Raw genomic sequence first — 25213 nt, 5'->3', positions numbered from 1 at the left:
AGGCCCGACGGCGCCTTCGTGAACCGGTGCCCGCGTTCCGTTCCCGTTTGTTGACGCCGCGCGCGACGGTGGCGAAGTTGAACCCATGAACCGCTTCAGACGCGTGGCGCACGTGCTCGCCGCCGGGGTGCTCGCGGTGCTCGGCGTCGCCGTCGCGCCCGCCGCGTCCGCGCAGACGCAGCCGAGCCCGTTGAACTATCAGGTGCAGGTGACCGGCGCGGATCCGATGAACGCGCAGGACGGGGATTCGCTGCGCATCACGATCTCCGGACTGCCCGCGGGGGCTACGGCGAAATACTCGGTGTGCCCGCTGCCGTTGCGGGACTCGCTCGTGAAAGCGGGGAGTTGGGTGCACGATCCGTCCGTCGAGGCCCGCGTCACCGCTTACTGCAAGAACTTCAACGACGAACTGTCGGGCGTGGAATTCAAGACCCCGAAGGACGTCGGGCGGAGCGCGACGACGCACGACCTCGTGTTCGACACGTACGTGCCGCGAGGGGCACGTACGCCCGCAACCATCGTCTTGGACCCGGACTTCACGACTCTCAAGAAGACGGACAAGCTGAAGTGGCCGAACAACCCGGACCACAAGCAGTATTCGTTCCCCTGCGACGAGAACCATCCGTGCACCGTGATGCTGCGGATCGTCGCCCCGGCGACGGCGACCGCTCCCGCGCAGACGGTGTTCGACAGTTCGATCACGTTCCGCGCGTCCGCTCCCGGACTCAAGATCAAAGGCTGCGGAGGGGTCGGGGCCAGCACACTGACCGGCAGCATGCCGGAGCGGTTCGGACGCACCGCGGTCGGCTGGAACCAGATGCTCTGCGCGCCGACGAAGGCGGTGCAGCCGGTCAACATCGTGAACGAGAGCGAGGACGTCGGACTGACGTCGTTCGACAAGGGCGAGTCGGACATGCAGGTCACCGGCTCTGGCGGAACACTGGCAGCGCAGCAGGTCCGCGCGCGGAGCTACGTGCCGACGGCGCTCAACGCCACGGTGCTCGCCGCGGTCGGGTGGGCGCCGACAGATCGCAGAGACGACGGTGGTGCGCTGAACTCGCGTCTGGCCGACAATCTGAAGTTCGGCTGGGACGATGTCGCCAATTTGCTGAGCAAGGGCGGTTTGTCGCCCGACAGAACTGGCCGGGGCGGCATCTTCACGGACGGCGCCGCGTTGGTGCGGCGCAATCCGGCGCTGGCCGCGATCAGCGGCCCGACCAATCCGATCCTCGCGCCCAACACGCGCGCCGGGCAGTTCAACACCGATTTCTTCGGGGTCACCGGCGAAATCGGGACGAGCACCGTGCCGCTGGTGCTCAGCAGCAGGCTGAACGGAATGCCCGCGTGGAAATACGGGACTTTCGTGAACCACGACAAGCAGCCGCTGGAGGGGAGCAGCGGGCCGGTCGGCGTGGTGACCGACCTGAACGCACTCAACCTCGGAGACGGCGGGGTGCACAACGTCGACGCGAAAACCGGTCAGGTCAACGTCCGCAAGCAGGTCAGCAACGTGACGCTGGGGACCGGAAACGAGTGCGACAACGGATGCCTGAACTGGGTCGTCACCGACCTGGCCACCGCGACCGAGAACGGCTGGACCCCGGTCGCCCTGCCCAACGGCAAGGGCGGCTACGTCGCGCCGACGCCGAAGTCGTTGCAGGCCGCGGCTGCGCACACCCAGGATGCCAAGGACGGTTCGGTGCAGATCGTCCCCAGCGACGACCCCGAGGCGTACCCGCTCACGTACCTCGAATCCCTGACCGCACCGCTGAACCCGCTGGTGGACGCTTCGTGTGCGCCGGAAGCCGCCAAGCAAGCCCAGCTCACGACCTTCCTGAAGGCCGCGACCAACGGCGGTCAGAGCAGTCTGGGGCCGGGTCTCGTTCCGCTGACACCGGACCTGCTTTCCGCGGCCCAGGCCGCCGCGGCGAAGGTCGGCACCGGCACCGCCGCGGCGTCCTGCCATGAACAGAAGGAAGCGCAGAACCCTGGTTCGGCAGCGACCGGCGGCCCTGGCGCCGCCGCGGGAGGGACACCGTCGAGCAGCGGCTTGAGCGGTCCGCTTCCCCGTTCCGGTTCGAATGGCCCCGGTGCGGCGGAAGCCGCTGCGCTGGCGATGAAGGCGCCGACGCAGGCGAGTGTCCAAGAGGCTCGGAGCCTGGCCGCGGCGGTGAAGATCCCGCTGTTCCCGGGAGCAGGCGTTCTGGGGGCGCTGATTCCGTTGCTCGCTTTGGTCGCGTTGGTGCTGTTGCCGCCGACGACTGGCTATCTGACCGCGGGGAAGCCGCTGCCCTCGTGGGTGAATCGGCTCGCTGAGCGGCTCGTCGCATTGCGACGCCGCGCATGACCGCGACGCTGCGTGCCCCGGTGCACTCGAATCCTCAGTGGACGGTGATCGCGGTGGTCGGCTGGCTGGTCACCACGGTGTTGTGCTTCGGCATCGTCGCCTACGCACTCGGGCCGATGCTGGCCAGCAATGACCAGCGGGCGGCGCTGTCGTCGCTGCAGGGCCGGATGGCCCAGGCGCAGGGCGCGGCCCGCACGTTGCTCGGCGCCGCGCCGGTGACGAAACCCCCGGAGTTCGGCGCGCCGGTGGCGGTGCTCGAGATCCCGAAGCTGGAGGTGCAGCAGGTGGTGATCGAGGGCGTGGAATCGGGCGACACGATGTCGGGACCGGGACATGTGCCGGGCACCTCGGGCCCCGGCCAGCCGGGGAACTCCGCGGTGGTCGGCCGGTACTCCGGATACGGCGCTCCCTTCTCGCGGCTCAGTGAGCTGTCGCGGGGAGACAAGCTGGTGGTCGCGACGACGCAAGGGAAGTCGGTCTACACCGTGACCGACACGGCGACTCGCGACCTGGACGAAGACCGCGACTACGGCCGTACGGAGAACGATCGGCTGACGCTTGTCACGTCCGATTCGTGGTGGCCGGGCTCAGCTTCGAGCGCGACAGTGGTGACCGCGGTCCTCGACGGCAAGCCCTTCCGCCCCACGCCGCAGAACGGCCGGGCAGCCGCCCAGGACGGTCGTACTGGCGATCCGAGCGGCTGGGCCCGGCTGGTGCTCGCGTTCGGCGGCTTCGCGGTGGTGGCGGTGGGCGCGACGCTGCTGTACCGGCGCTGGCGTTCGGTGTCGACGTATGTGCTGACGACTCCGGCACTGCTGGCGCTGGCGGTGCTGGCGGCGTCGGCGGTGTGGCGGTTGCTGCCTGCCTGGGCTTGACATCCTGGCTCTCCCCGGTTTTTGCTGCGGCCACTGGGGAAGCTGCCGGGCTCGAACAGGCCGAAGGCGGCTCGGGTTTACCGTCCGCGCCGGGCTGCGTGCCCGGTGGACACCGGCGAAGAGGAGACTGCGATCGCGGACCAGGGCACGGGTCGATGCTTGGCGGACAACGAAACCGGCCCGGCAGGGGAAGGATCCCCCGGCCGGGCCGGTCCGGTGCTTCAGCGGGTCAGGAAAGCGTGCAGGTGACGCCGTTCACCGGGGCGAGCGGCTTGAAACCGTACTGGCTCAGCGTGCCGGCGAGGCTGCCGTTGCAGAGCGGGCTCGGGCCGGACGAGTCGAAGCCGACCGCGTTGAGCGCCGCGTCGTGGGACGGCGAGCGGGTGTCGAGCACGTAGTACACGAAACGGGCGCCGAGGAAGCCGTCGGCGAAGGCCGGGGCGTAATTCGGGGCGGAGCCCGAGACCGGGGCGCCGTCCGAACCGGCACCGGTGAGGGTGCCCTCGAAGAAGCCGGCGCGCTTGTCGCTGACGACCCCGTTGCCCTGCGCGACCCACTGGGCCACGGAGTAGGGCGCGATCGCCGACGACTGGTCGCCCGCCTGGATGGTGTTGCCTTCGTTCTCCTGGAAGCGCTTGATGGTGACCGGCTTCGTGGTCGGGTCGAAGCCGAGCACCGTGTTCGTGAAGAACGAGAGCGTGCCGGAACCGGCCTGGGGCAGGTAGACGGCGATAGGAGTGTTGGTGCCGCCGACCTGGTTCCAGTTGGTGATGGCGCCACTGTAGATGCCGCGCAGCTGGTCCAAGGTCAGGGTGACGCCGGCTCCCGCGCCGGTCGACGAGGCGGCCCACGACACGCCGTCCTTGGCGAAGGCGTAGTACTGGAAGGTCGACGGGTCGGAAGCCGACCGCGGGGACGAGGAGCGGGCGAGATCGACCGAGCCGCTGCCCGCCGCGGCGGCGTTGGCCAGGGCGGTCTTGCCCGCGGAGGAGCCGTTGGGCGGCGGGTTCGAGACGTTGTAGGTGGTGCCGCCGTCATAGACGTCGCTCGGAACGCTGAAAGACTGGTTGCCCGCGAGAACCGGCGGGACGTTCACGTAGTTGTCAGGGTCGGTGTTCGCCGCCGAACTGTTGGCCGCGGCGAACACCGCGGTGGTGACGTCCGCGATCGTGTCGGAACCCACCGCCGCCACGACCTCGGCAAGCTGGTTGGGACCGGGGACCGCGCTGGCGGCAGCCGGGAAGATCAGGGCCGCACCCGCGGCGACAGCGGCGGAGACGCCCACGAACCGGGCAGTACGAGCACGCATCAGTTTGTACTCTCTCTGTCTGGTCTCGGCCACGGGATTCCGTGGCCGACACCAAACCTTTCGGGGTCCGGCAAACACTGCCCCGTTGGTCGCGTTCCCACCCGACGGCGCGGCAGTTAATGCCCGACGAACGCGTTCAGCCCGGCAGCCGGTACTTCGTGCGCCAGTCGGTGATCCGGCCTTCCGCCGCGAATTCCGCCGCGTCCGCGATCGCGGCGACGAACCGTTCGTATCCGTGCTGCGCTTCGATCTTGCGGCCGTAGGCGTGGCTCGCGGACGCGATCGTCCCGGTGCCCGCGCGCAGCGTCCACCGCCAGTCGATTCCGTGGTCGTGGGTCAGTTCCATGCGCGTGCGCGGGATGTTCGCGCACAGCCATTGGATCGCCGCGACGCATTCCTCCCCGTTGCGGTAGTCGACGGTGCCCAGCCCCAGCGAAGCGTTGTTCGTGCCGAGGAGCCGCCACCTCGTCGCGTTTCCCGGGCCGCCGATCAGCTGGAACCGGGGAGTCCGGCGTGGACTTCGAGCGCTTTTCATGTGTCGCAACCTCAGTCCGGCTCGGACGGCCGTCCGGTGACAAGCCGTCGCAGTCAGAATGGACATCGCGGGCGCGCCGCCGGAAAGTTACCGTCAGCGGTTAAGCGGCGACGGCCACCCGGTGAACAGCGGGTGCGTGCGGGCATTCCACAGTAGACCGTCGGCCGACGGTCACGCTCGAGATTCTTTTCGCCACTCCTGGCAATGACATCGCCGGTTCCCGCTCCGGTGTTTCGCCCGCGGAGTGGTACGCCGCGAGTTCGACTGTTCGCCGCAACCGCGATTCGGGCGTTCGGCGGCACCTGTGGCGAGGTAAATGGGGCACGCTCGGTGTCCTTCGGGGCGCGAAAATCCCGGCTGGAGCGGACGGGCAGGGTATTTCGCGTCGTGGCCAAGGGGAGGGGACCGCGGTGGCGTCTACTGTGGACGTCCGGGCAGCGCGTTTCGGATATGGTTGGCGGAATGGCTGATCTGACGCTCACCGGTCTCCGGGTCGTGGTCGAGGTGGCCCGCACCGGGTCGTTCAGTGCGGCCGCGCACCGGCTCGGCTACACGCAATCGGCGGTGTCGCGGCAGATCGCGGCGAGCGAACGCGCTACTGGAACCGCATTGTTCGAACGGCACGCCCGCGGAATCCGTCCTACGACGGCCGGGGAAGTGTTGATCCGGCACGCCGGGCGCGTTCTGGAAAGCGTGAGCGCGGCAGGAAAAGAACTTGCCGGACTGCGCGACCGGCTGGCCGGGCGGATCTCGGTCGGCGGATTTCCGGCCGCGTCGGCGGTTTTGCTGCCGCGAGCGGTTTCCCGGCTGGTCCGGGCGCATCCGGGCGTGGAAGTGCAGCTCGCCGAGTCCGCGACCCCGGCGCAGCTGCAGTCGTTGCGCCGCGGCCGGCTCGAGGTCGCGGTGGTCGTCACCGGGGACGGATTGCCGGAATACGACTTCGACAGCTTGCGCCGCACCGAATTGCGCAGCGGAATCGGGTACGGAGTGGCGGTCGCGGAATCGCATCCGTTCGCCGGGCGCAGTTGGGTCGAATCGGACGAACTGGCCGAACAGCACTGGATCGTCGGCGCGGGCAGCTCGCCGGAATTCGGGACGTGGCCGGGGATCGCCGGGCCGACGGTCGCGTTCGCGGTGCGCGCCTGGCCGACGCGGTTAGGCCTGGTCGCGGCAGGACTGGGAATTTCGCTGGTGCCCGGCTTCGCGGCGGATTCGCTCCCCGCCGACGTGCGGTGGATCCCGGTGCGCGACGAATGCGGCGGACTGCGGCGCTGCCTGTGGGCGGTGACGGGGGAGCAGCCGGGCCAGGCCGCGGTGGCGATGGTGCGGGCGCTGGAGGAAGAGGCTCAGCGGTCGCTCCAGCCCCAGAGGTAGCCCGGCACCTCGTCGGGGCGGCCTTCGACACCGAAATCGCCGCGGTAGAAGATCATCGGCCGCTCGTCGGCGCCGGGGTCGAGCGCGAGTACTCGGCCGAGGACGACGTCGTGGTCGCCTGCGTGGTGCACGGTTTCGATTTCGGCGTGCACGCGGAGCAGGACCTCGGGTAATTCCGGTGTGTCCCAACGGGAAAGCTTCCAATTCAGTCCTTCGAAGCGAAGGCCGTGGCGGGATCCGAAGCGGCCGCAGAGATCGGCTTGCTGTTCGGCCAGCACGTTGACGCAGAACCGTCCGGCGGCGCGGATGCGCGGCCACGCCCGGCCGCCGCGGTCGGCGCAGAACAGCACCAGCGGCGGTTCCAGCGACACCGACGTGAAGGACTGGCAGGTGAACCCCAGCGCCTCGCCGCCGTCGACGCCGGTCACCACGGTGACGCCGCTGGCGAACCGGCTCAGTGCGCGGCGCATCTCCAGCGGGGTCGGTGCTTCGGTGGCTTGCATGGCCTCGACGGTAAAAGCTGCCGACGCCTCCGCAGACGGGCTCTCTCGGTGACCGGGACTGGAGTCCCGCGCGCGTCCGGCGGCTGGCTAGCTTCGGCGGCATCCCGCATCCACGAGCAAGAGGTCAGCCATGCCGGAATTGAGCCACGACGCGACGCTGCGCGAACTCCGCACCGACCGGGGCGTGCTGCGCTACCACGAAGCAGGCGACGGCCCGCCGCTCGTGCTGCTGCACGGATCCGGCCCCGGCGTCACCGGATGGCAGAACTTCCGGGCGAACCTGCCGTCGTTCGCCGCGCATTTCCGGTGCCTGATCCTGGAATTCCCCGGATTCGGCGTCAGCGACCCGGTCGCGGAACCGCCGATGCCCGCCGCCGAGCGCGCGGTGCTCGACCTGCTCGACGGGCTCGACATCGCCGCCGCTGACCTCGTCGGCAACTCGATGGGCGGGTTCGTCGCCACCCGCACCGCGATCGCGCACCCGGACCGCGTCCGCAGGCTGGTGACTGTCGGCGGGATGGGCACGAACATCTTCAGCCCGGCCCCGGGCGAGGGGATCAACCTGCTGACCGAATTTGTCGAGGACCCGACGCGCGAACGGCTTGTGCAGTGGCTGAATTCGATGGTGTTCGACCGCGGGCTGATCACCGAAGAACTGATCGAAGAACGCTGGCGGCTGGCGACCGCGGCGGATTCTTTGGCCAGCGCGAAGAAAATGTACGGCAAGGGTGTGTTGCAGGCGCAAGCCGCCGCGGCATTCGACGTCACCCCGCTGTGGGCGACGCTGCGCAAGATCCGCGCCCGGACCCTCGTCACCTGGGGCCGGGACGACCGGGTCAGCCCGCTCGACATGGCCCTGATCCCGATGCGCACGATTCCCCACGCGGAACTGCACATTCTTCCGAATTGCGGTCATTGGACGATGATCGAGCAGAAAGACGCCTGGGAAAGCGCTGTTCTCGCGTTCCTGCTCCGGAAGGACGGCGACTGATGGCCTGGGACGCGGAATACGACTTCGTCGTCGTCGGCTCGGGCGGCGGCGGGATGACGGCGGCGCTGACCGCCGCGGCGGCCGGGCTGGACGTGCTGGTCGTCGAGAAGGGCGCGATGTACGGCGGCTCCACCGGGATTTCCGGCGGCGGCGTCTGGATCCCGAACAATCCGACGCTGCGGGCGGCCGGGCACGACGACAGCCGGGCGTCGATCCGGCGTTATCTCGACCTGCTCACCGAGGGACGGGTGCCCGCAGAGCGGCTCGACGCGTATGTCGACCACGGCCCGGCGGCGATGGAACTGCTGGAGCGCAGCAAATGGCTGCGGTTCTTCTGGGTCAAGGGCTACGCCGATTACCACCCGGAGCTCGAAGGCGGCCGCCCGCTGGGCCGGTCGGTCGAGGCAAAACCGTTCGACACCCGGCACCTCGGCGAGGACGAGCGGCACCAGCGGCCGAACACGATGAAGGGCCCGCTTGGCCTGTGGGTGACCGCGAAGGATTACCACGACCTGGCGATGGTCAAGCGCACCTGGCGCGGCCGGTGGGCTTCGGTGATCGCGGCCTGGCGGGTGTCGTCCAATGTGGTGCGGCGCCGGCACATGGCGACCGGCGGCCGTGCGCTGGTCGCGCGGTTGCGGATGGCGTTGAAGGACGCCGGGGTCCCGCTGTGGCTGCGGTCGCCGATGACCGAGCTGGTGGTCGAGGACGGCCGGGTGACCGGCATCGTGGCCGAGCACGACGGTGTGCAGCAGCGGATCCGCGCCCGCCGTGGCGTGCTGCTCGCGACCGGCGGCTTCGAGCACAGCGCTGAGCTGCGGAAACGCTACCTCCCGGAAGCGGCGTGGGACGATCACAGCGGCGGTGCACGGGAGAATGTCGGCGACGGCATTGAGGCCGGGCTGGGCGTCGGCGCGGCGACGGCGCTGATGGATGACGCGTGGTGGATGCCGTCGGTGCGGCATCCGTCTGGAGCGGTGGTGCCGCTGGTGTCCGAACGGTCGATCCCGCGTTCGGTCATCGTGTCGGCGGAGGGAACGCGGTTCACCAACGAGTCCGCGCCGTACGTCACCTTCGTGCACGCTCAGCTTGAGGGCGGACATGTGCCGGCTTGGTTCGTGATGGACGCGAAGGCTCGTGCGCGGTATCCGTTCGCACAGATCCTGCCGGGGGCACCGATTCCGGAGCCTTATTACGCCGCCGGAATCGCACATCGCGCGGATACCCTTGCTGGACTGGCGGATAAAATCGGTGTTCCGGCTGACGCGTTGGCGGAAACCGTGGCGCGGTTCAACGGTTTTGCCCGTGCTGGAGTGGACGACGATTTCAGTCGCGGCGCATCCGCCTACGACCGGTACTACGGCGATCCGACACTTCCGAATCCGTGTCTCGACGTGATCGAGCGAGGACCGTACTACGCGTTCCGCATCGAGGTCGGCGACCTCGGCACCAAGGGCGGCCTGGTGTGCGACGAGAACAGCCGCGTCCTGCGCGACGACGGCTCGGCGATCGACGGCCTGTACGCCACCGGCAACACGACCGCTGCGGTGATGGGCAACGAATACGCTGGTCCGGGTGCGACGATCGGTCCTTCGATCGTCTTCGGCTATCTCGCGGCGCAGCACGCGGCCGCGCGCTCGGCATGAGCGCGAGGCGCGTGCGGGTGACCGAGGTAGTCCGCGAGACCGCTGACGCGCATTCGCTGGTACTGGAACCGATCGACGGCAGTTTCGACTATCTGCCAGGGCAATTCCTCACGATACGGATTCCGTCCACTGAGGACAGTGTCGCGCGCTGCTATTCGCTGTGCAGTTCCCCGCACTGCGAGGAGCCGCCGAGAATCACGGTGAAGCGCACAGCAGGCGGGTACGGATCGAATTGGTTGGTGGACAACGCGGTCGAGGGGACTGTGCTGGACGTGCTGCGGCCGTCCGGCACGTTCACGCCGCGCTCGCTCGACGCCGACGTGCTGCTGCTCGCCGCTGGCAGCGGGATCACGCCGGTGATGTCGATCCTGAAGTCCTGTCTGCGGGCCGGTTCCGGACGGGTGACGCTGGTTTACGCGAACCGGGACGAGCAGTCGGTGATCTTCCGGGACGAACTGCTGCGGCTGGCGAAGGAATCTCCGGATCGGCTGAATGTGCTGCATTGGCTGGAGTCAGTGCAGGGGTTGCCGACCGAGGCCGGGCTTCGGGCGTTGACGGCACCGTATCGGGAGCGAGCTACGTTCCTCTGTGGACCTGGCCCCTTCATGGATCTGGCTTCGATGGTCCTGAATGGACTCTGTGTGGAAAGCGTTACCGTGGAACGGTTCACGTCGCTCACTGGCGATCCGTTCGCCTCGGTGGCGGTGGACGCGTCCGGCCCGGCGAGCACGGTGGAAGTCGAACTCGACGGTGAGACAAGGAAGTTGCGCTGGCCGAGGGAGAACGCGTTGCTCGACGTCCTTTTGGCGGCGGGTTTGGACGCGCCGTTCTCGTGCCGGGAGGGTGCGTGCAGTGCCTGCGCCTGTGTGCTGGTGAGCGGTGAGGTGGACCTGGTGCACAACGAAGTCCTCGATGCGCAGGACCTCGCCGACGGGTTGATTCTGGCGTGCCAGGCCCGGCCGCGGACGGACCAAGTGAAGGTTACGTACGGGGTCTCGTGAGTGTTTATGCCGGTTAGAACCGGCATAGCCACTCACGAGGTCCGGTGAGCGGGATCGCCGCCGCGTGGGGAGCGGTGCCGGTGGCAGCGTGCGACGGATGCACCGATTCGAGAACGCGAAAGTCCTGCTCACCGGTGGCGGCTCGGGGATCGGCCGAGCCACCGCGCTCCGTCTCGCGGCCGAAGGCGCGACTGTCTTCTCCGTCGACGTCGACCATTCCGGGCTGCCGGAAACCGGACGGATCCTCCCGCATCAGGCCGACGTTTCCGACGAGACCGCGGTTTCCGCCGCGGTTCGGGAAGCAGCGACAGCGCTGGGCGGACTTGACGTGGTCGTCAACGTTGCCGGAATCCACCGCACCACCCCGATCGCCGAGCTGACCGTCGAAGACCTCCGGCGGCTCTACGACGTGAACCTGATCGGCACCGCGCTGTGCTGCCGGGAAGCGTTGCCGCACCTGCCCGACGGCCGTGGTGTGATCGTGAACGTCTCGTCCAGCTCTGCCACCCACGGAAATCCCTACATGACGGCCTATGCCGCCAGCAAAGCCGCGGTCCTGGGATTCTCGCTGAGCCTGGCGGCCGAGGTGATCGGCCGCGGCGTTCGCGTGGTCGTCGTGTCTCCGGGCACGGTCGCGACACCGCTGGTCGGCGAGCACGTGCTGGCCGGTCTCGACACCTCTTACTACAGCCGGATCCGCTCGCCGATGGGCGCGGCGGAGCCGGACCAGATCGCGGCCACGATCGCCTTTGCCGCCTCCGCCGACGCCGGATACCTGACCGGCACGGAGATCCGCGTGGACGGCGGTTCGCACGTCTGAGAGAACTCCCGATGAGCGGGATCGCGCCAGGCCCGTGCGGCGGTCGTGCTTACGCTCACGTCGATTCCGGCCTCATCAGCGCGGGACCTCGTATTCCGGCGAGGATTCCCCTGATCACTTCTGGAAAGGGACCGGCATGGCACTCGACCTGAATCCGGCGAACGGACCTGTCTCCCGCGGGCGGATCATCGCGGTCTGCGCGTTGATCATTCTGCTCTCCGAAATAGCGACGTTCGAAATTCTCATGGTGTATCCGGCGCTGCCCGGGATGGCCGCGCATTTCCGGACCCTCGACGTGGCGCAGGCGGCCTCGGTGGTGACGCTCGCCGGCGCGGTCGTGCTCCCGCTCGCGGGCAAGGCCGCCGATCGCTACGGAAAGAAGCGGATCATCCTGGTGATGGGCGCGATCTTCCTGCTCGGCAGCGTCGTGTGCGCGACGACCGACGTGTTCGCGCTGCTCCTGATCGGCCGCCTGCTGCAGGGCAGCCTGGTCGGCATCGTGAACATTTCCTACGCGCTCGTCCGCGACGTGATCCCGCGCTCGTACGTGCCGATCGCGCTCGGTTCGGTGGTCACCGGAATCGGCATGGGCGCGGTCGCCGGGCCGTTTCTCGCCGGATGGCTGATCGACAATTTCGGCTTCCGCAGCGTGTTCTGGTTCATGGCGATCTACGTCGGCGTCCTGCTGCCGCTGCACGCGTGGCTGGTGCCGGAAAGCAAGGTGCGGGTCAAATCCTCGTTCGACATTCCCGGTGCCATTCTGCTCGGTGCCAGCCTCGGCATTCTGCTCGTCGCGGTCGGCAAAGGCGGCACGTGGGGCTGGGGATCGACGACCACTGTCGGCGCGTTCGCCCTCGGGGTGCTGCTGCTGGCCGCGTTCGTGCTGCGCGAGCTGAAGGCGAAGGAACCGCTGATCGATCTGCGGGTACTCGTCGGACGCAAGTTCCTGCCGACGGTGATCGCGGTCGGATTGGTGTCGTACATGATGAACGCGCACGGCATCCTCAGCCCGACCATGTTCGAGACGCCGCACATCCCCGGAAACACTTACGGCGTCGGGCTTTCCGCGTTGCAGCTGGCCCTGTGGACGTTCCCGCTCGGCGTGGTGGGCATGGTCGTCGGCCCGCTCGGCGGCTACCTGTCGAAGCGGATCGGCGCGCGCCAGGTACTGCTCGCGTCCAGCTTGTGCTTCCTGGTGGTGATGTTCCTCGGCTCGCGGATGTTCACTGTGCAGTGGCAGGTCGCGATCACGAGCTTCGTCGCCGGGTTCGCGGTCGGGTTCCTGCATTCCTCCAACGCGAACCTGCTGCAGGACGCCCTGCCCGAGCGGCTCGGCGGCGCGGGCAACTGCATCGCCGGCGTGATCGCGATGCTGGCGTCGTCGGCCGCGGTGACGGTGACCGGCGCGATCATGGCCTCGCACGTCCGGATGACGCTGCCCCAATCGCACGCGGTGATCTACGGCGACGCCGCGTTCACCCAGTCCTACCTGTGGGCAGGCGTGGTCGGCGTCTTCGGGGTGGCGATCGTCCTGCTGATGAAGCACGGTCGCAAACCCGCGCAGGGCGGGATGATCGAGGAGAGCGACACGGCCGCTCGGGTGACGGTCGCGCAAGCCTGAAAGCGGCCATACTGCGTCGCGTGGAGCAAGCGGTGCGGACTGAGGACGGTATCCGGCTTTGGGCGGCTACGACCGGCGATGGCGAGCCAGTCGTCTTCTGCCACGGCGGCCCGGGGCTGTGGGACATGATGGCGGACGTCGCGGCTTCCCTCTCGGGAGCCGCGACGGTCTGCCGCTGGGACCAGCGAGGATGCGGCCGGTCGCAGCGGCAAGGTCCGTACTCGATCTCCCGGACAGTGGCGGATCTCAACGCGGTCCTGGCCCATTTCGGCTGGGACCGCGTCGCGCTGCTGGGGCATTCGTGGGGCGCGCAGCTGGCGTTGCGCTACACGCTGGCGCATCCGGAGCGCGTGACGAAGCTGGTTTACGTCTCCGGCACCGGAATCGACGACGACTCGACTTGGCACACGGACTACCAGCGCAACCTCCGCGCTGCGCTCGGCGAACGCCGGACGCGCTGGGAGTCATTGCGGACCCGGGAACGCACTGCGGAGGAGGACCGGGAGTACTGCGTCGTGCAGTGGTCAGCCGACTTCGCCGACCGGAGGCACGCGCTGGAGAACGCCGAAGCCATGGCTGACCCGTGGTTCGGCGTGAATTTCGAGTGCAACGCGGTTTTGAACGGCGAGCGTTCGCCAGACCTGCGTGGCCAGTGCGAATTGCTGAAGGTGCCGACTCTGATCGTGGACGGAACCGCGGACATCCGGCCGCGCTGGGCGGTGGACTCGCTGGAGCGGGCGTTGCCGGTGGTGTCGCGGGTGCGGCTGCCAGCCGGTCATCTGCCGTGGGTGGAGGACCCGACCGGCTTCCACGCTGCGGTGAGCGGGTTCTTGGCCGGTCCGTGAAGGGCTCCTTGAGGGAATCAGATTCCCTCAAGGAGCCCTTCACGGAACGTTGACTATCGCGACGGGAGCAGCTTCCGCGTCGCCTCGTGCGCGGCCAGCGCCAGTTCCGCTCGCGGGAACCCGCTTCGCTTCTGCGCGGTTGCGAAATTCCCGCCTGCCACCCACACCGGCCCGTCCGCCAGATGCGCCAGTCCTTCCCGCGCGACGTCCTCCGGCTCGGCGACGTTCAGCCCAGGCAGATCGAACGCCAGCCCGGCCCGCTCCATCGCCGGTGTCCGGGTCACGCCCAGGACCAGCTCCAGCACGTCCACGCCGCGCTCCCGCATCTCCAGCCACAGCCCCTCGGCGAACACCCGGCTGAACGCCTTCACGGCGGAGTAGACGCTGATCTCCGCCTGTCCCAGATACCCGGCCAGCGAGCCCACCAGAACGATTCCACCGCGCCCGCGTGCTGCCATCAGCGCGCCGAAGTGATATGTCAACGCGAGCTGCGCGGTGATGTTCAGGTCAATCACCCCGCGCACCCGCGTCAGATCCCCGGTCACGAACTCATGCCCGTAACTGTTCGCGCCCGCGTTGAAGATCAGCAACCCGACGTCAAGCCCGTCCGTCACTTCCCGGATCGCCGAGAGCGCCGCCGGATCGAGCAGATCCACTTGCACAGTACGAACTTCCACGCCCAGCGCTTGTACCGCGGCGGCAGTCCCCGCCAACGGTTCAGGCTTGCGCGCGATCAGCACCAGATTGATCCCGGCCTCGGCGAGCTGATGCGCGAACGCCGCACCGACTCCTTCCGAGCCGCCCGCGATGACGGCCCACGGCCCGTACTTCTCGACCATGCTCATTCTCCCGCCACCGGAATTCCCCCGTCCGCGACCGCCCGGTCAATCGAATCCTGTAGCGCGTGACAGCCGCGGAACAAATCCTCGGCACAGGCCGACCGTTCGAGACACCGTTCGGAAGCGTTGGTATCCCACTGAATGCTCGTCTGATACCAGCTGCTCTTGCGCACCTTCAGCCACGCCTCGCACGTTCCGCATTGGACCGGCCGCATCGGCTCGTCCAGCAGCCGGTTGTCGGCACGGACCGCCATCAGACGTGCTCGCTGGTCCGGCGGCTGAGGTTCTCCTCGACCTCCTTGCGCCACGCGGCGTTCGGCTTCGCGGTGTCCAATTCGAACTCGAACCGCTCGGTCATCTCCGGCGTGACGTCCGCGACGTCCACATAGAACTGTTCGTACCAGCGCCGCAGCTGGTACACCGGACCGTCCTCCTCGCACAGCAGTGGATTCTCGATCCGGGTCTTGTTCTTCCAGATCTGCACGTCCTGCTCGAAGCCGATCCGGATGAAGTCGCCCATCTTGCGCGCGGTCGCCTCGGCCTCCTCGCCGGAGAGCTTGTCCGTGCGCTTGACGATGATCCCGTACTGCAGCTTGAACGAGTTCGCGGTGACGGGGTAGTGGCAGTTGATGAGGACGGCGTCGATGTCCATGCCCTCGTAGTGATATGTCAGCTCGTCGATCATGAAAGACGGCCCGTAGTAGGCGGCGACGGAGGTGTTGCCGAGAGCCTTCGGCTGCCCGTCCTTCGCGGGCGGACGCACGTCTTCTCGCGAAGACCCGCGCTGCAACTGAGTGGCGACGTGCCCCTCGAAGATGTTCTTGAAGTACGTGGGGAAAGCGAAGTGGACGTAGAAAAAGTGCGCCATGTCCACGACGTTGTCGACGACCTCGCGGCAATTCGTGTCGACGTGCGTTTCGTACCAGGTCCAGTCGGTCCAGTCGGCGCGCGTGGCGCCCTCGATGCGCGGGATGACGACCTCGGGCGGCGGCGGATTGCCCTCCGGGTCGTTCCAGACGAACAGCATCTTGTCCTGCACCATCGTCGTCCACGCCGCGGTGCGCGCCCGCAGCGGAACCCGGCGGCTGTAAGGGATCTGCTTGCACCTGCCGTCGCCGCCCCAGCGCCAGTCGTGGAACGGGCAGGCGACCTCGTTGCCCTTGACCGTGCCCTGCGACAGATCGCCGCCCATGTGCCGGCAGTACGCGTCGAGCACGTTGAGCTTGCCGTCCTCGCCGGCGAACACCACGAGTTTCTGCCCGAACGCGGTGATCGGATGCGGCTTGCCGTCGGCGAAGCTCTCGGCCAGCCCGAGACAGTGCCAGCCGCGGGCGAACCGCGTGGGCGCCGCGCCGGCCTCGATCACGCGGACCTCGTCCGGTGCCGGCTCCACTGTGGTCATCGTCGGATCTCCTTCCAGTGCCCCGCTTTTGCGAGGATGAACGTAGAACGGCGGGCCGTTGCGGCGCCGGTGCGGTCCCGGTGACTGGTTGTCCTCTGTGGACAGTCAGTTCCAGGCGGGCTCGGCGGTGCGCAACCGAACCATCGGGTACAGCTCCTGAGTGACCTGCCGCGCGGCGACCACGACCAGCGGCGCGACCCGCTCCAGCGCGGTCTGCGCGTCACCGACCAGAGAGATTGCCGCCTCGGGTCCTTCCGGGCCTCGGATGGCAGCGGCGACACAGGAGATATCAGAGAAACACTCGCCGCGTTCGAAGGCGAGGCCGTTGCGGTCGCGGATCCGGCCGAGTTCGCGGTGCAGCGTCACCATGTCGCAGATCGTCCGGCTGGTCTGGCGGCCGAGCGTCGGCATGACCCGGTCCTCGACCTGCTCGGCGGGCAGCCACGCGAGCATCGCCTTGCCGAGCGCGGTGCACTGCGCGGGCGCGCGACCGCCGACACGCGAGGGGACGACCGCGGCGAACCGGCCGCCGACCTTGTCGAGATACCGGACGTCAGCGCCGTCGAGGATCGCCAGGTGCGCGACCATCCCGGTGCGCAACTGCAGTTCGTGCAGCACGGCAGCGGTCGCCTCGCGCAGTTCGAGGTGGTTGCCGCCGGTGCCGCCGAGGTTCAACGCCCGGGCGCCCAGCGCGTAGCCGAACGACGAATGCGACAGCCACTGCAGCCGCACGAGCTGGTCGAGGATGCGGTGCGCGGTCGAACGGGGGAGATGGGTCGTGCGCGCGACCTGTTCGAGGGTGAGCCGGGTGCTCGGCGCGTCGAAGGCGTCCAGGATCAGCGTCATCCGCTCGACCATCGAGGGCGGCAGGGCGCGGTCCTGCGAGACATCCGTGCCGAGGGAGTCCGTTTCGATCGCGACAACCGTCATGCTGTGCTCCTCGCGGACGAATTGAAATCATTTCTAGTTTTGAAGGTAACACGGCGGCCTCCCGGGGCGTCAACACGCGGCGGGTCACGACTGCGGCACGGCTCCCGATCAGCGGGAGAAGCCGCTCGCGCCGGCCCGGCGGCCGGTAGGCATGGCGGCATGGACATCGGCCTCGTGAGCCCCGTGGTGACCCGGCTGCCGGGGGACCCGAACGCCTGGGAGGACACCGCGGGCATCGAAGACCTGGCCCGGATCGCCGCGACCGCGGACCGGCTCGGGTTCCATCACCTGACCTGCAGCGAGCACGTCGCGGTGCCGGTCCCGGTCGCGGAGCAGCGCGGCTCGACGTACTGGGATCCGCTCGCGACCTTCGGCTTCCTGGCTGCTCGTACCAACCGGATCCGGTTGGTCACGCAGGTGCTCGTGTTGGGATATCACCACCCGCTGGAGATCGCGAAGCGCTACGGAACGCTCGACACCGTCAGCGGCGGACGGCTGGTGCTCGGCCTGGGCGTCGGGTCGCTGCGGGAGGAGTTCGACCTGCTGGGCGCGCCCTTCGAGCAACGCGGCGAGCGGGCGGACGACGCGCTGCGGGCGCTGCGAGCCGCGTTGTCTCAGCGGCTGCCGGAGTACCACGGGCCGCACTACGACTTCGCCGGGATGATCGTCGAACCGCATGCCGTGCAGGCGAAAGTCCCGTTGTGGATCGGCGGCCGAACCAAGCGCTCGCTCCGGCGTGCGGTGGAACTGGCCGACGGCTGGGTCCCGTTCGGGCTGTCGCTGGAGGAACTGCGGGGGATGCTCGACGCGGTTCAGCTGCCGGACGGCTTCCAGGTCGTGCTGTCGCCCGGACGGCCGCTGGACCCGGGATCGGCCTCCTGCCGGGACCGGCTGGCGCGAGTAGTCGAGGCCGGTGCGACGACGGTCAGCGCGCGGATCGCCGCGAAGTCCGCTGACCACTATTGCGAGCAGCTCGAAGCGCTCGCCGAGCTAGGAAGCGAGGTCTGAAGTGGACCGGATCGCCCAGTTGGAGGCGCGGCTCGCACGGCTGGAGGACGAACGCGAGATCAGCAGGCTGATCGCCGCGTACGGTCCCCTGGTCGACGCCGGCGCGGCCGAGGACGTCGCCGCGCTGTGGACCGACGACGGGGTGTACGACGTCGACGAGATCTACCTCGAAGGCCGTGCGCAACTCGCCCGGATGGTGCGGTCGAGCGCCCATCAAGGCTGGATTTCCGGCGGCTGCGCGCATTTCGTCGGCCCGCCGCACGTGACCGTCGACGGCGACACGGCGATCGCGGTATGTCACTCGCTGATGGTGGTATATCAGGACGACCGCTTTGTAGTCCGGCGCGCTACGGCGAACCATTGGGCGCTCGCCCGCACCGAGGAGGGTTGGAAGGTCACCAAGCGCACCAACCGGGTTCTCGACGGCCGGGCCGAGTCGCCCGGGCTGCTGCGGCAGGGCGCGTACGGCGAACCAGCGTTCCTCTGAGCCGGTCCCGGTCACTGGAATCGGCCCGGCGCTTACGGCGGTGAGCAGGCACAATCACGCCGCACCGGTGCGCGAGGAGGGAGACCTTGATGAGCCTCTCCGCCGATCCTCGGCAGGCGGTGGCCGCGCTGACCGCGCCCGGCGGGCCGTGCGAACTGCGCACTGAAGAGGTTCTGGGCGTACCGATGACGGTGTTCGCCCATCGCGCGCGGTCGCTGGGGGAGGTGCTGGCCGCCTCGGCACGGCACGGCGAACGCGAGTATCTGGTGACTGCCGACCGTCGGATCACCTTTGCCGAGCATGTCCGACGGGTCGCGTCGGTGGCCTGTGCGCTTCGCGAGGAGCACGGGATCGGCAAGGGCGACCGGGTCGCGATCGCGGCGGCGAACAGTCCGGAGTGGGTGGTCGCGTTCTGGGCGACGGTGTCGCTGGGCGCGATCGTGGTCGGCTACAACGCGTGGTGGTCGCGGCCGGAGCTGGAGTACGCGCTCGGTCATACGCGACCGTCGCTGGTGGTCGCTGATGCGAAGCGGGCCGCGTTGCTGGACGGGGCGCCGGTGCTGACCGTCGAGGAGGACATACCGCGGCTGGCTTGCTCTCGGCCGGATGCGCCACTGCCTTCCTGTGCGGTAGCCGAGGACGATCCGGCGGTCATCCTCTACACCAGCGGCACCACCGGACGTCCGAAAGGCGCGGTGCACACGCATCGGAACCTGACGTCGGTGATCGAATTCCACCGTCTGAACAGCGAAGTCGCGCGTGTGCTCGGCGACCCGACGGATCCGTCCGCGCGCCGGTATCTGCTCGGGGTGCCGCTGTTCCACATCGCCGGACTGCACAATCTGGTCGTGCCGCGATTGGCCGACGGCAGCGCGGTGGTGTTGCACCAGGGCGGTTTCGACGCGGAGCGAGTGTTGCGGCTGGTCGAGGCCGAACGGGTGACGAACTGGGGCGTCGTGCCGACCATGGCACACCGCCTGCTGGAACACGGCAACCTTGCCCGGTACGACCTTTCCTCGCTGACTGCTTTTACTCTCGGCGCTGCGCCCTCTTCGCCCGCTTTCCAACAACGGTTGCGCGCGGAGTTTCCGGCGGCGGAACAAGGATTAGTCGACAGCTACGGTCTGACTGAATCTTCTACGGCGATTTCCGTTGCTGCGGCGGCTGATCTGACTGCTTCTCCGGGTACTGTCGGGCACCCGATCGCGACGGTGGAGCTGGAGATTCGGGACGCGTTCGGCGAGGTAATGCCCGAGGGAAGCGCGGGGGAGATCTGCGTGCGCAGTCCGTTCACGATGCTCGAGTATTGGGAAGATCCCGAAGCCACCGCGGCAGCTATCGACGACGATCGATGGCTGCACACCGGGGATATCGGGATCCTTTCCTGCGGCCAGCTTCGCCTCTCCGCACGACGTTCGGATTTGATCCTGCACGGCGGGGAGAACGTTTATCCGGCCGAGGTCGAGAACGTGCTGGCGGAGCACCCGGCGGTGCGGGAATGCATTGTGCTGGGCGTGCCGCATGTCGACCTGGGCCAGGAAGTGGCTGCGGTGGTGGTTGTGTCGGCGTCGGTCGGCGAGGAGGAGTTGCGGGCGTTCGCGGCGGAGCGGCTGGCGTATTTCAAGGTCCCGTCGAGGTGGCGGATCGGCACGGAACCGTTGCCGCGCAACGTGACCGGCAAGGTGGTGCGGAACCGGGTGCCGCGGCCCTGATCCCGTTGACCGGGAGCACGTCCGCGCGCTCGTGTGCTCCGCTGGGAGGCTCGGGGGAGCCGGGACCGCATCGCAATCGGACCGGAGAAAGGGAAGCGCCATGACCCATCCCGCTCTTGCCGCGATCGACCAGCGCGCGGACGAGATCGCCGCGCTCGGACCGGAGAACGAGCGGCTCGGCCGGCTCGCCGACGAAGCGGCCAAGGTGCTCCGGGAAACCGGCGCGATCAAAATGCTCCAGCCCGCCGATTACGGCGGCACGGAAGCCCATCCGCGCGAATTCGCCGAAACGGTGATGCGGCTGGCGTCGCTCGACGGTTCGACGGGCTGGGTCGCGGGGATCGTCGGCGTGCATCCGTGGGAAATGGCCCTCTGCGACCGTCGAGTGCAAGAAGAAATCTGGGGTGCTGACGACGACACCTGGATTGCCTCGCCGTACGCGCCGATGGGCGTGCTGAAGCCGGTCGATGGTGGGTATGTCTTCAATGGACGGTGGCAGTTCTCGTCCGGGACCGACCACTGCGACTGGATTTTCCTCGGCGGCTTCCTCGGCGACGCAGACGGCAATGTCGTGCAGCCGCCCCGGAATTACCACGTGATCCTGCCTCGCGCGGACTACGAAATCGTCGAGGACACCTGGGACGTCGTCGGTCTGCGCGGCACCGGCAGCAAGGACATCGTCGTCAAGGACGCGTTCATTCCGGAGTACCGCGCGGTCCCGTTCAGCCGGATGACCGACGGCAGTGCGCTTCGCGAATCCGGCCGCACGAACCCGACGTACGGTGTCCCGTTCACCACGATTTTCCCGCTCGGCATCACCTCCGCGGTGATCGGCATCGCCGAGGGCGCGCTGGCCGCGCATCTGGCATATCAACGCACGCGCGTGCAAATCACCGGTACTCGGGTGAAGGACGACCCGTACGTGCTGTTCGCGATCAGCGCCGCCGCCGAAGAGATCAAAGCGTCGCGAATTGCCCTGCTGGACAACGTTTCCCGGTTCTACGACAAGGCAGCCGCCGGCTCGCCGGTCACGCTCGCTGATCGGGCCGCGTCGCGTCGCACCCAGGTCGCGGCGGCGTGGCGGGCGGTGCGCGCGATGGACGAGGTGGTCGCCCGCAGCGGCGGCAACGGCCTGCGGATGGACAACCCGATCCAGCGGTTCTGGCGCGACGGCCACATGGGCCTGGCGCACGCGATTCACGTGCCCGGCTCGGTGTTCCACGCGTCCGCACTGACCGATCTCGACGTCGAACCGCCGCCCGGCCCGATGCTCTCCATGATCTGAACTCTCTTATCCCGCAAGGAGTTTCGCTATGACCGACATCCGAGGGCTCGGATACCTCCGGGTCCAGAGCCGGGACGTGCCGCGCTGGCGGGAGCTGACCGTGGAGGCGCTCGGCTTCGCCGAAACGTCCGGCCCGGTTCCCGACGGCCTGTACCTCCGGATGGACGAACGCGAGGCGCGGCTGATCGTGCTGCCCGGCGCTGACGACCGGGTGCTCGCGGTCGGCTGGGAGGTGCGCGACCAGTTCGCGCTGGCCGCGGTCGGGCGCGCGGTGGAGGCGTCCGGAACCGCGGTGAAAGTGTTGTCGGAACAGCAATGCCGCGAACGCCGCGTCGATTCGGCGATCACCTTCGACGACCCGTCCGGCACCCCGGTCGAGGTGTTCTTCGGCCCGGTCCTGGACCACGATCCGGTGCGGACGAAGTGGACGCAGCAGTTCGTGACCGGCGCGCAGGGCATGGGCCACGTCGTGCTGCCGACGACGAACTTCGCCGAGGTCGAAACGTTCTACACCGAGGTGCTGGGCTTCCTCCCGCGCGGCGCGGTTTCGATGAGCGGCGCGGCACCGGAGGAGAAACCGCGCCGGGTGCGGTTCATGGGCGTCAACCAGCGCCACCACAGCCTGGCGATCTGCCCGGCCCCGCACGGGGAACCGCCGGGCCTGGTGCACCTGATGGTCGAGGTCGACTCCCTGGACGCGGTCGGCCGGGCCCTGGACGAGGTCGGCAAGCGCGGATTCTCGGTGTCTTCGACGCTGGGGAGGCATACCAACGACAAGATGGTGTCGTTCTACGTCCGGGCCCCTGGCGGTTGGGACCTGGAGTACGGGACCGAGGGAATGCTGGTGGACGAGCGGTTCTACACCGCGGAGGAGATCACCCGGGACAGTTATTGGGGGCATGACTGGTCTGGGTCGGAGCAACTGGCCGCCTTCGGGCCGCCCAAGGGATAGCTCGTGAGTGTCTATCCCGGTTCTAACCGGGATAGACACTCACGACGGCTTCTCCCAAACCGACACGTGCTGCCCGCTCTCGTGCGTGAACGGCTCACCCGTCCAGCTTTCCCACCGCGACCGCAGCCGCAACCCCGCCAGCTGCGCCATCAGATCCAGCTCGGCGGGCCACACGTACCGGAACGGAATCGCCCGGAACTCGCCCCGCCCGTCGGCCACCCGTGCGTGGTACGAACTCATCGACTGCGTCGAGACGTCGTAAAGGTCGAATCCCCAATGCGTCGCGCTCAAGTCGAACGGCACGACGGTCTGCCCCGGCGGCAGCTTCCGCAGATCCGGCACCCCGACCTCGATCACGAAGCACCCGCCCGGCTCGAGATGCGCCGCGGCATTGCGGAAACATGCCACCTGGGCGTCCTGAGATGTCAGGTTGCCGATGGCGTTGTACACCAGATATGCCACCGAAAAGGTCCCGGTGACCCGGGTCGTCGCGAAGTCGCCGATCGTGACCTCGATGGCGTCACCGCCCGGTTTGGCCCGCAGTTGTGCGGCCATCGCGGACGACAGGTCAATCCCCGAGACCGGCACGCTCCGCGCGGCAAGCGGCAACGCGATCCGGCCGGTGCCGATGCCCAATTCCAGCGCACGACCGTCACCCGCGAGCCCGGCCAGCACGTCGACCGCCGGGTTCACCGCTTCCGGCGCGAACATTTCCGCCGATGATTGGTCGTACTTCGCTGCGACACTTTCCCCGAAGTAGTCCTCCACCCCGGCGACGGTAACCGGTGCCCGGGTGGAGCGCAGGTCATTTTCCGGCCCGTGCCACCAGATCGTCGACCGCTCGGGCGGTGAAGGCCATGGCCGTGCCCAAGGGAATCCCGGGACCGGGTAGTGCCGTCCCGGTCACGGGTGCGGCCGAATTGCCGACGGTGTAAGAGCTTCCATTGCCCATCCGGATGCGCGCGCCTTCCGCACATCCGATCGGCGTCCAGGGCGCCCTTTGTGGTCAGATCGGACAGCGTCGACGGCGCGGAGCGCAGCGGCGATGCACCGGCGTCGGATCGGCGAGGGTGGCCGACCCGAGCACCGGCGGAGGTTATTTTCCGGCTCGTGCCACCAGATCGTCGACGGCTCGGGCGGCGAAAGCCATCGCCGTGCCCAACGGAATCCCCGGACCCGGGTAGTAGCCCCCGGTCATGGACGCCGCCGAATTGCCAACCGCGTAAAGGCCTTCCACCGCCGAACCGTCCGCGCGCAGCACTCGCGCGTCCGGATCGGTCACCAACCCGCCCTTCGTGCCCAAGTCCGACAACACCAGCCGCGCGGCGCGAAACGGCGGCCGGTCCACCGGCACCAGCACCGGGTTCGCGAAATGCCGCGCGTATTCGTCCTCGCCGCGGCCGAAATCCGCGTCGTGCCCGGCTTCGGCGAACGAATTGAACCGGGCCACCGACTCGGGCAGCTCCGGTGCGTCGATCAGTTTCGCCAGCTCCGCGAGCGTGTCCGCCTCCACCCACGTGCCAGCCGCCAGGTGGTCGTCCGGCCGTCCGCCAGGCAACGCAATGGCGGGCAGCCGACCGCCCTCGCGGCTGTCGAACACGATGTGCGACGGGACCCGTCGTGCCGGGTCTGCTGCCATCTCACGGCCCATCTGGTCGTATGGCAGCGACTCGTTCGCATACCGCCGCCCGTCGCGGTCCACGACGATCCCGCCGCGGAAGCCGAGCGTGAACGACGCGCCGCCGTCCGGCATCGCGATTCCCGGGCACCACCAGCCCTCGTCCATCAGATCGACTGCCGCGCCGAGTTCGAGCGCCGCCGTCAGCACCTGGCCGCGGTTCGTTTCCTCAGGAGCCATCGACCAGGCCGCCGACCCCGGAACCCCGGACTGTTTCCGCAGGCCGGCGTTCCGTTCGAACCCGCCCGCGCCGATGAGCACGCCGTAGGTCGCCCCGATCCGCCGCGGCCCGACGCCGACCACCCGGCCGTCCTCGACCACCAGCTCGTCGACCGGCGTCCCGGTGAACACGGTGCCGTTGCCGGTCGCGTCGAAGGCCAGCAGCAGCCGCCCGATCAGCGCGCGGCCGCCGTCCAGGGGAGCGTCCCGGTGCCCGCGCCCGGTGCGGTCGCGGTCCACCGGCGGGCGCACCAGTTCCGCGCGTTCGCCCAGCACGGACAGCGGCAGGTCGACCGGCACGAACGAGCGTCCGCCGGGAACCCGGCCCGGCCGGTCGAAGTAGTCCGGGAACGCCCGCCACTCGAACTCGAGCGCCGGGTCCGCCTCCAGCGCCGCGACCAGCTCCGGAGCCTTCGCCAGGAACGCCTCCTGCCGTCCGGTGCGATCCTCGCCGAGCAGCGCGCGCAGGTACTCGCGCGCGGCGGCGGTGGAATCCGCGACGCCGAATCGCTGCTGGACCTGCGTGCCGGGCAGCCAGCAGGCCGCGCCGGAGTACGCCGAGGTCCCGCCGAGCAGGTCCGCGCCCTCGACCACCGCGGTGCGCAACCCGGCTCGGGCAGCGAGGTACGCGCCGGTCAGCGCGCCCGCGCCGGAGCCGACCACCACCACGTCAAACTGGTCGTCGAAAGCCATGTGTCCTCCAAATCGTCGCGACCCGGCGAGCCAACCGCATCCGCGGAGCGCCCGGGCGCGGTCATCCCACTCAGCGGTAGCGGCGGTGCCCGGTGGGAGGATCGTGCGCGAGAATGGCCTGATCACGAGCGGAGGAGTCGC

At 68.7% G+C, this 25213-nt stretch carries 23 protein-coding genes; 14 read left to right on the top strand and 9 right to left on the bottom strand.

The genetic code is table 11. The annotated features are described in order from the left end of the window. The first annotated feature begins 85 nt into the window (after positions 1-85). Both D0D37_RS21960 and D0D37_RS21955 read left to right on the top strand, forming a co-directional pair. Positions 86-2347 (top strand): hypothetical protein, encoded by a 2262-nt coding sequence (locus tag D0D37_RS21960; RefSeq protein ID WP_116202445.1) that lies wholly within the window; start codon positions 86-88, stop codon positions 2345-2347. After that, positions 2344-3222, top strand: a complete 879-nt coding sequence (locus D0D37_RS21955) for a sortase (protein ID WP_116202444.1) — start codon at positions 2344-2346, stop codon at positions 3220-3222. Before D0D37_RS21960 ends, D0D37_RS21955 begins: the two co-directional genes overlap by 4 nt. A 229-nt stretch (positions 3223-3451) precedes the next feature. Here D0D37_RS21955 and D0D37_RS21950 read toward each other — a convergent pair whose 3' ends face one another. Beyond that, a complete protein-coding gene (locus tag D0D37_RS21950) occupies positions 3452-4531 on the bottom strand; it encodes a substrate-binding domain-containing protein (protein WP_162834381.1) in 1080 nt (359 codons plus the stop codon). Between the two features lie 136 nt (positions 4532-4667). Then, positions 4668-5066 carry a DUF1508 domain-containing protein gene (locus D0D37_RS21945; protein ID WP_208720085.1) on the bottom strand — a complete coding sequence of 133 codons (399 nt, stop codon included), beginning with the start codon at positions 5064-5066 and terminating at the stop codon, positions 4668-4670. 462 nt (positions 5067-5528) lie between these two features. Here D0D37_RS21945 and D0D37_RS21940 point away from each other — a divergent pair, with 462 nt between their 5' ends. Beyond that, positions 5529-6440 (top strand): LysR family transcriptional regulator, encoded by a 912-nt coding sequence (locus tag D0D37_RS21940; protein WP_208720084.1) that lies wholly within the window; start codon positions 5529-5531, stop codon positions 6438-6440. Here D0D37_RS21940 and D0D37_RS21935 read toward each other — a convergent pair. Further along, complete coding sequence (locus D0D37_RS21935) at positions 6413-6943, bottom strand: flavin reductase family protein (RefSeq protein ID WP_116202441.1); 531 nt, start codon at positions 6941-6943, stop codon at positions 6413-6415. The genes D0D37_RS21940 and D0D37_RS21935 overlap by 28 nt on opposite strands. A 130-nt stretch (positions 6944-7073) precedes the next feature. Here D0D37_RS21935 and D0D37_RS21930 point away from each other — a divergent pair, with 130 nt between their 5' ends. From D0D37_RS21930 to D0D37_RS21905, 6 genes are all read left to right on the top strand, one after another. Next, entirely contained in the window at positions 7074-7934 is an 861-nt protein-coding gene (locus D0D37_RS21930) for an alpha/beta fold hydrolase (protein WP_116202440.1), read from the top strand. After that, the gene (locus D0D37_RS21925; RefSeq protein WP_116202439.1) at positions 7934-9580 is read left to right on the top strand and encodes an FAD-binding protein; all 1647 of its coding nucleotides are present in this window, start codon (positions 7934-7936) and stop codon (positions 9578-9580) included. The genes D0D37_RS21930 and D0D37_RS21925 overlap by 1 nt, the downstream gene beginning before the upstream one ends. Then, positions 9577-10581: a ferredoxin--NADP reductase gene (locus D0D37_RS21920; RefSeq protein ID WP_116202438.1), complete on the top strand. Its 1005-nt coding sequence runs from the start codon at positions 9577-9579 to the stop codon at positions 10579-10581. The genes D0D37_RS21925 and D0D37_RS21920 overlap by 4 nt, the downstream gene beginning before the upstream one ends. Before the next feature lie 97 nt (positions 10582-10678). Continuing rightward, complete coding sequence (locus D0D37_RS21915; protein ID WP_116202437.1) at positions 10679-11401, top strand: SDR family NAD(P)-dependent oxidoreductase; 723 nt, start codon at positions 10679-10681, stop codon at positions 11399-11401. A 136-nt stretch (positions 11402-11537) separates the two neighbouring features. Then, a complete protein-coding gene (locus tag D0D37_RS21910; protein ID WP_116202436.1) occupies positions 11538-13022 on the top strand; it encodes an MFS transporter in 1485 nt (494 codons plus the stop codon). A gap of 20 nt (positions 13023-13042) precedes the next feature. Then, the gene (locus D0D37_RS21905) at positions 13043-13867 is read left to right on the top strand and encodes an alpha/beta fold hydrolase (protein WP_116202435.1); all 825 of its coding nucleotides are present in this window, start codon (positions 13043-13045) and stop codon (positions 13865-13867) included. Between the two features lie 53 nt (positions 13868-13920). Here D0D37_RS21905 and D0D37_RS21900 read toward each other — a convergent pair whose 3' ends face one another. The 4 genes from D0D37_RS21900 to D0D37_RS21885 form a co-directional block, all read right to left on the bottom strand. Next, positions 13921-14712 carry an SDR family NAD(P)-dependent oxidoreductase gene (locus D0D37_RS21900; RefSeq protein ID WP_116202434.1) on the bottom strand — a complete coding sequence of 264 codons (792 nt, stop codon included), beginning with the start codon at positions 14710-14712 and terminating at the stop codon, positions 13921-13923. Beyond that, entirely contained in the window at positions 14709-14960 is a 252-nt protein-coding gene (locus D0D37_RS21895) for a hypothetical protein (protein ID WP_116202433.1), read from the bottom strand. The genes D0D37_RS21900 and D0D37_RS21895 overlap by 4 nt, the downstream gene beginning before the upstream one ends. Then, the gene (locus tag D0D37_RS21890) at positions 14960-16108 is read right to left on the bottom strand and encodes a 3-ketosteroid-9-alpha-monooxygenase, oxygenase component (protein WP_116202432.1); all 1149 of its coding nucleotides are present in this window, start codon (positions 16106-16108) and stop codon (positions 14960-14962) included. Before D0D37_RS21890 ends, D0D37_RS21895 begins: the two co-directional genes overlap by 1 nt. A 105-nt stretch (positions 16109-16213) precedes the next feature. After that, positions 16214-17038, bottom strand: coding sequence for an IclR family transcriptional regulator (locus D0D37_RS21885; RefSeq protein ID WP_116202431.1), 825 nt, complete (start codon positions 17036-17038; stop codon positions 16214-16216). 159 nt (positions 17039-17197) lie between these two features. Between D0D37_RS21885 and D0D37_RS21880 the strand changes: the two genes are divergently transcribed. The 5 genes from D0D37_RS21880 (at position 17198) to D0D37_RS21860 (ending at position 22482) form a co-directional block, all read left to right on the top strand. Next, a complete protein-coding gene (locus tag D0D37_RS21880; RefSeq protein WP_116202430.1) occupies positions 17198-18046 on the top strand; it encodes an LLM class F420-dependent oxidoreductase in 849 nt (282 codons plus the stop codon). A gap of 1 nt (position 18047) precedes the next feature. Continuing rightward, positions 18048-18533 carry a nuclear transport factor 2 family protein gene (locus D0D37_RS21875; RefSeq protein ID WP_116202429.1) on the top strand — a complete coding sequence of 162 codons (486 nt, stop codon included), beginning with the start codon at positions 18048-18050 and terminating at the stop codon, positions 18531-18533. Between the two features lie 89 nt (positions 18534-18622). Then, positions 18623-20245, top strand: a complete 1623-nt coding sequence (gene casG / locus D0D37_RS21870) for a steroid-24-oyl-CoA synthetase (RefSeq protein WP_116202428.1) — start codon at positions 18623-18625, stop codon at positions 20243-20245. A gap of 100 nt (positions 20246-20345) precedes the next feature. Then, positions 20346-21530 (top strand): acyl-CoA dehydrogenase family protein, encoded by a 1185-nt coding sequence (locus tag D0D37_RS21865; RefSeq protein ID WP_116202427.1) that lies wholly within the window; start codon positions 20346-20348, stop codon positions 21528-21530. A gap of 28 nt (positions 21531-21558) precedes the next feature. Beyond that, a complete protein-coding gene (locus D0D37_RS21860) occupies positions 21559-22482 on the top strand; it encodes a VOC family protein (protein ID WP_116202426.1) in 924 nt (307 codons plus the stop codon). 39 nt (positions 22483-22521) lie between these two features. Here D0D37_RS21860 and D0D37_RS21855 read toward each other — a convergent pair whose 3' ends face one another. Together D0D37_RS21855 and D0D37_RS21850 are read right to left on the bottom strand one after the other, a co-directional pair. Then, on the bottom strand, positions 22522-23193 hold the full coding sequence (locus tag D0D37_RS21855) for a class I SAM-dependent DNA methyltransferase (RefSeq protein ID WP_244223619.1): 672 nt from the start codon (positions 23191-23193) through the stop codon (positions 22522-22524). Between the two features lie 385 nt (positions 23194-23578). Beyond that, positions 23579-25072 carry an FAD-binding protein gene (locus D0D37_RS21850; protein WP_116202424.1) on the bottom strand — a complete coding sequence of 498 codons (1494 nt, stop codon included), beginning with the start codon at positions 25070-25072 and terminating at the stop codon, positions 23579-23581. Positions 25073-25213: the final 141 nt, after the last annotated feature.

Origin of the sequence: Amycolatopsis circi (assembly GCF_003385235.1) — a bacterium.
GTDB classification, from domain to species: Bacteria; Actinomycetota; Actinomycetes; order Mycobacteriales; family Pseudonocardiaceae; genus Amycolatopsis; species Amycolatopsis circi.
This window is presented reverse-complemented; position numbering and strand designations above follow the sequence as displayed.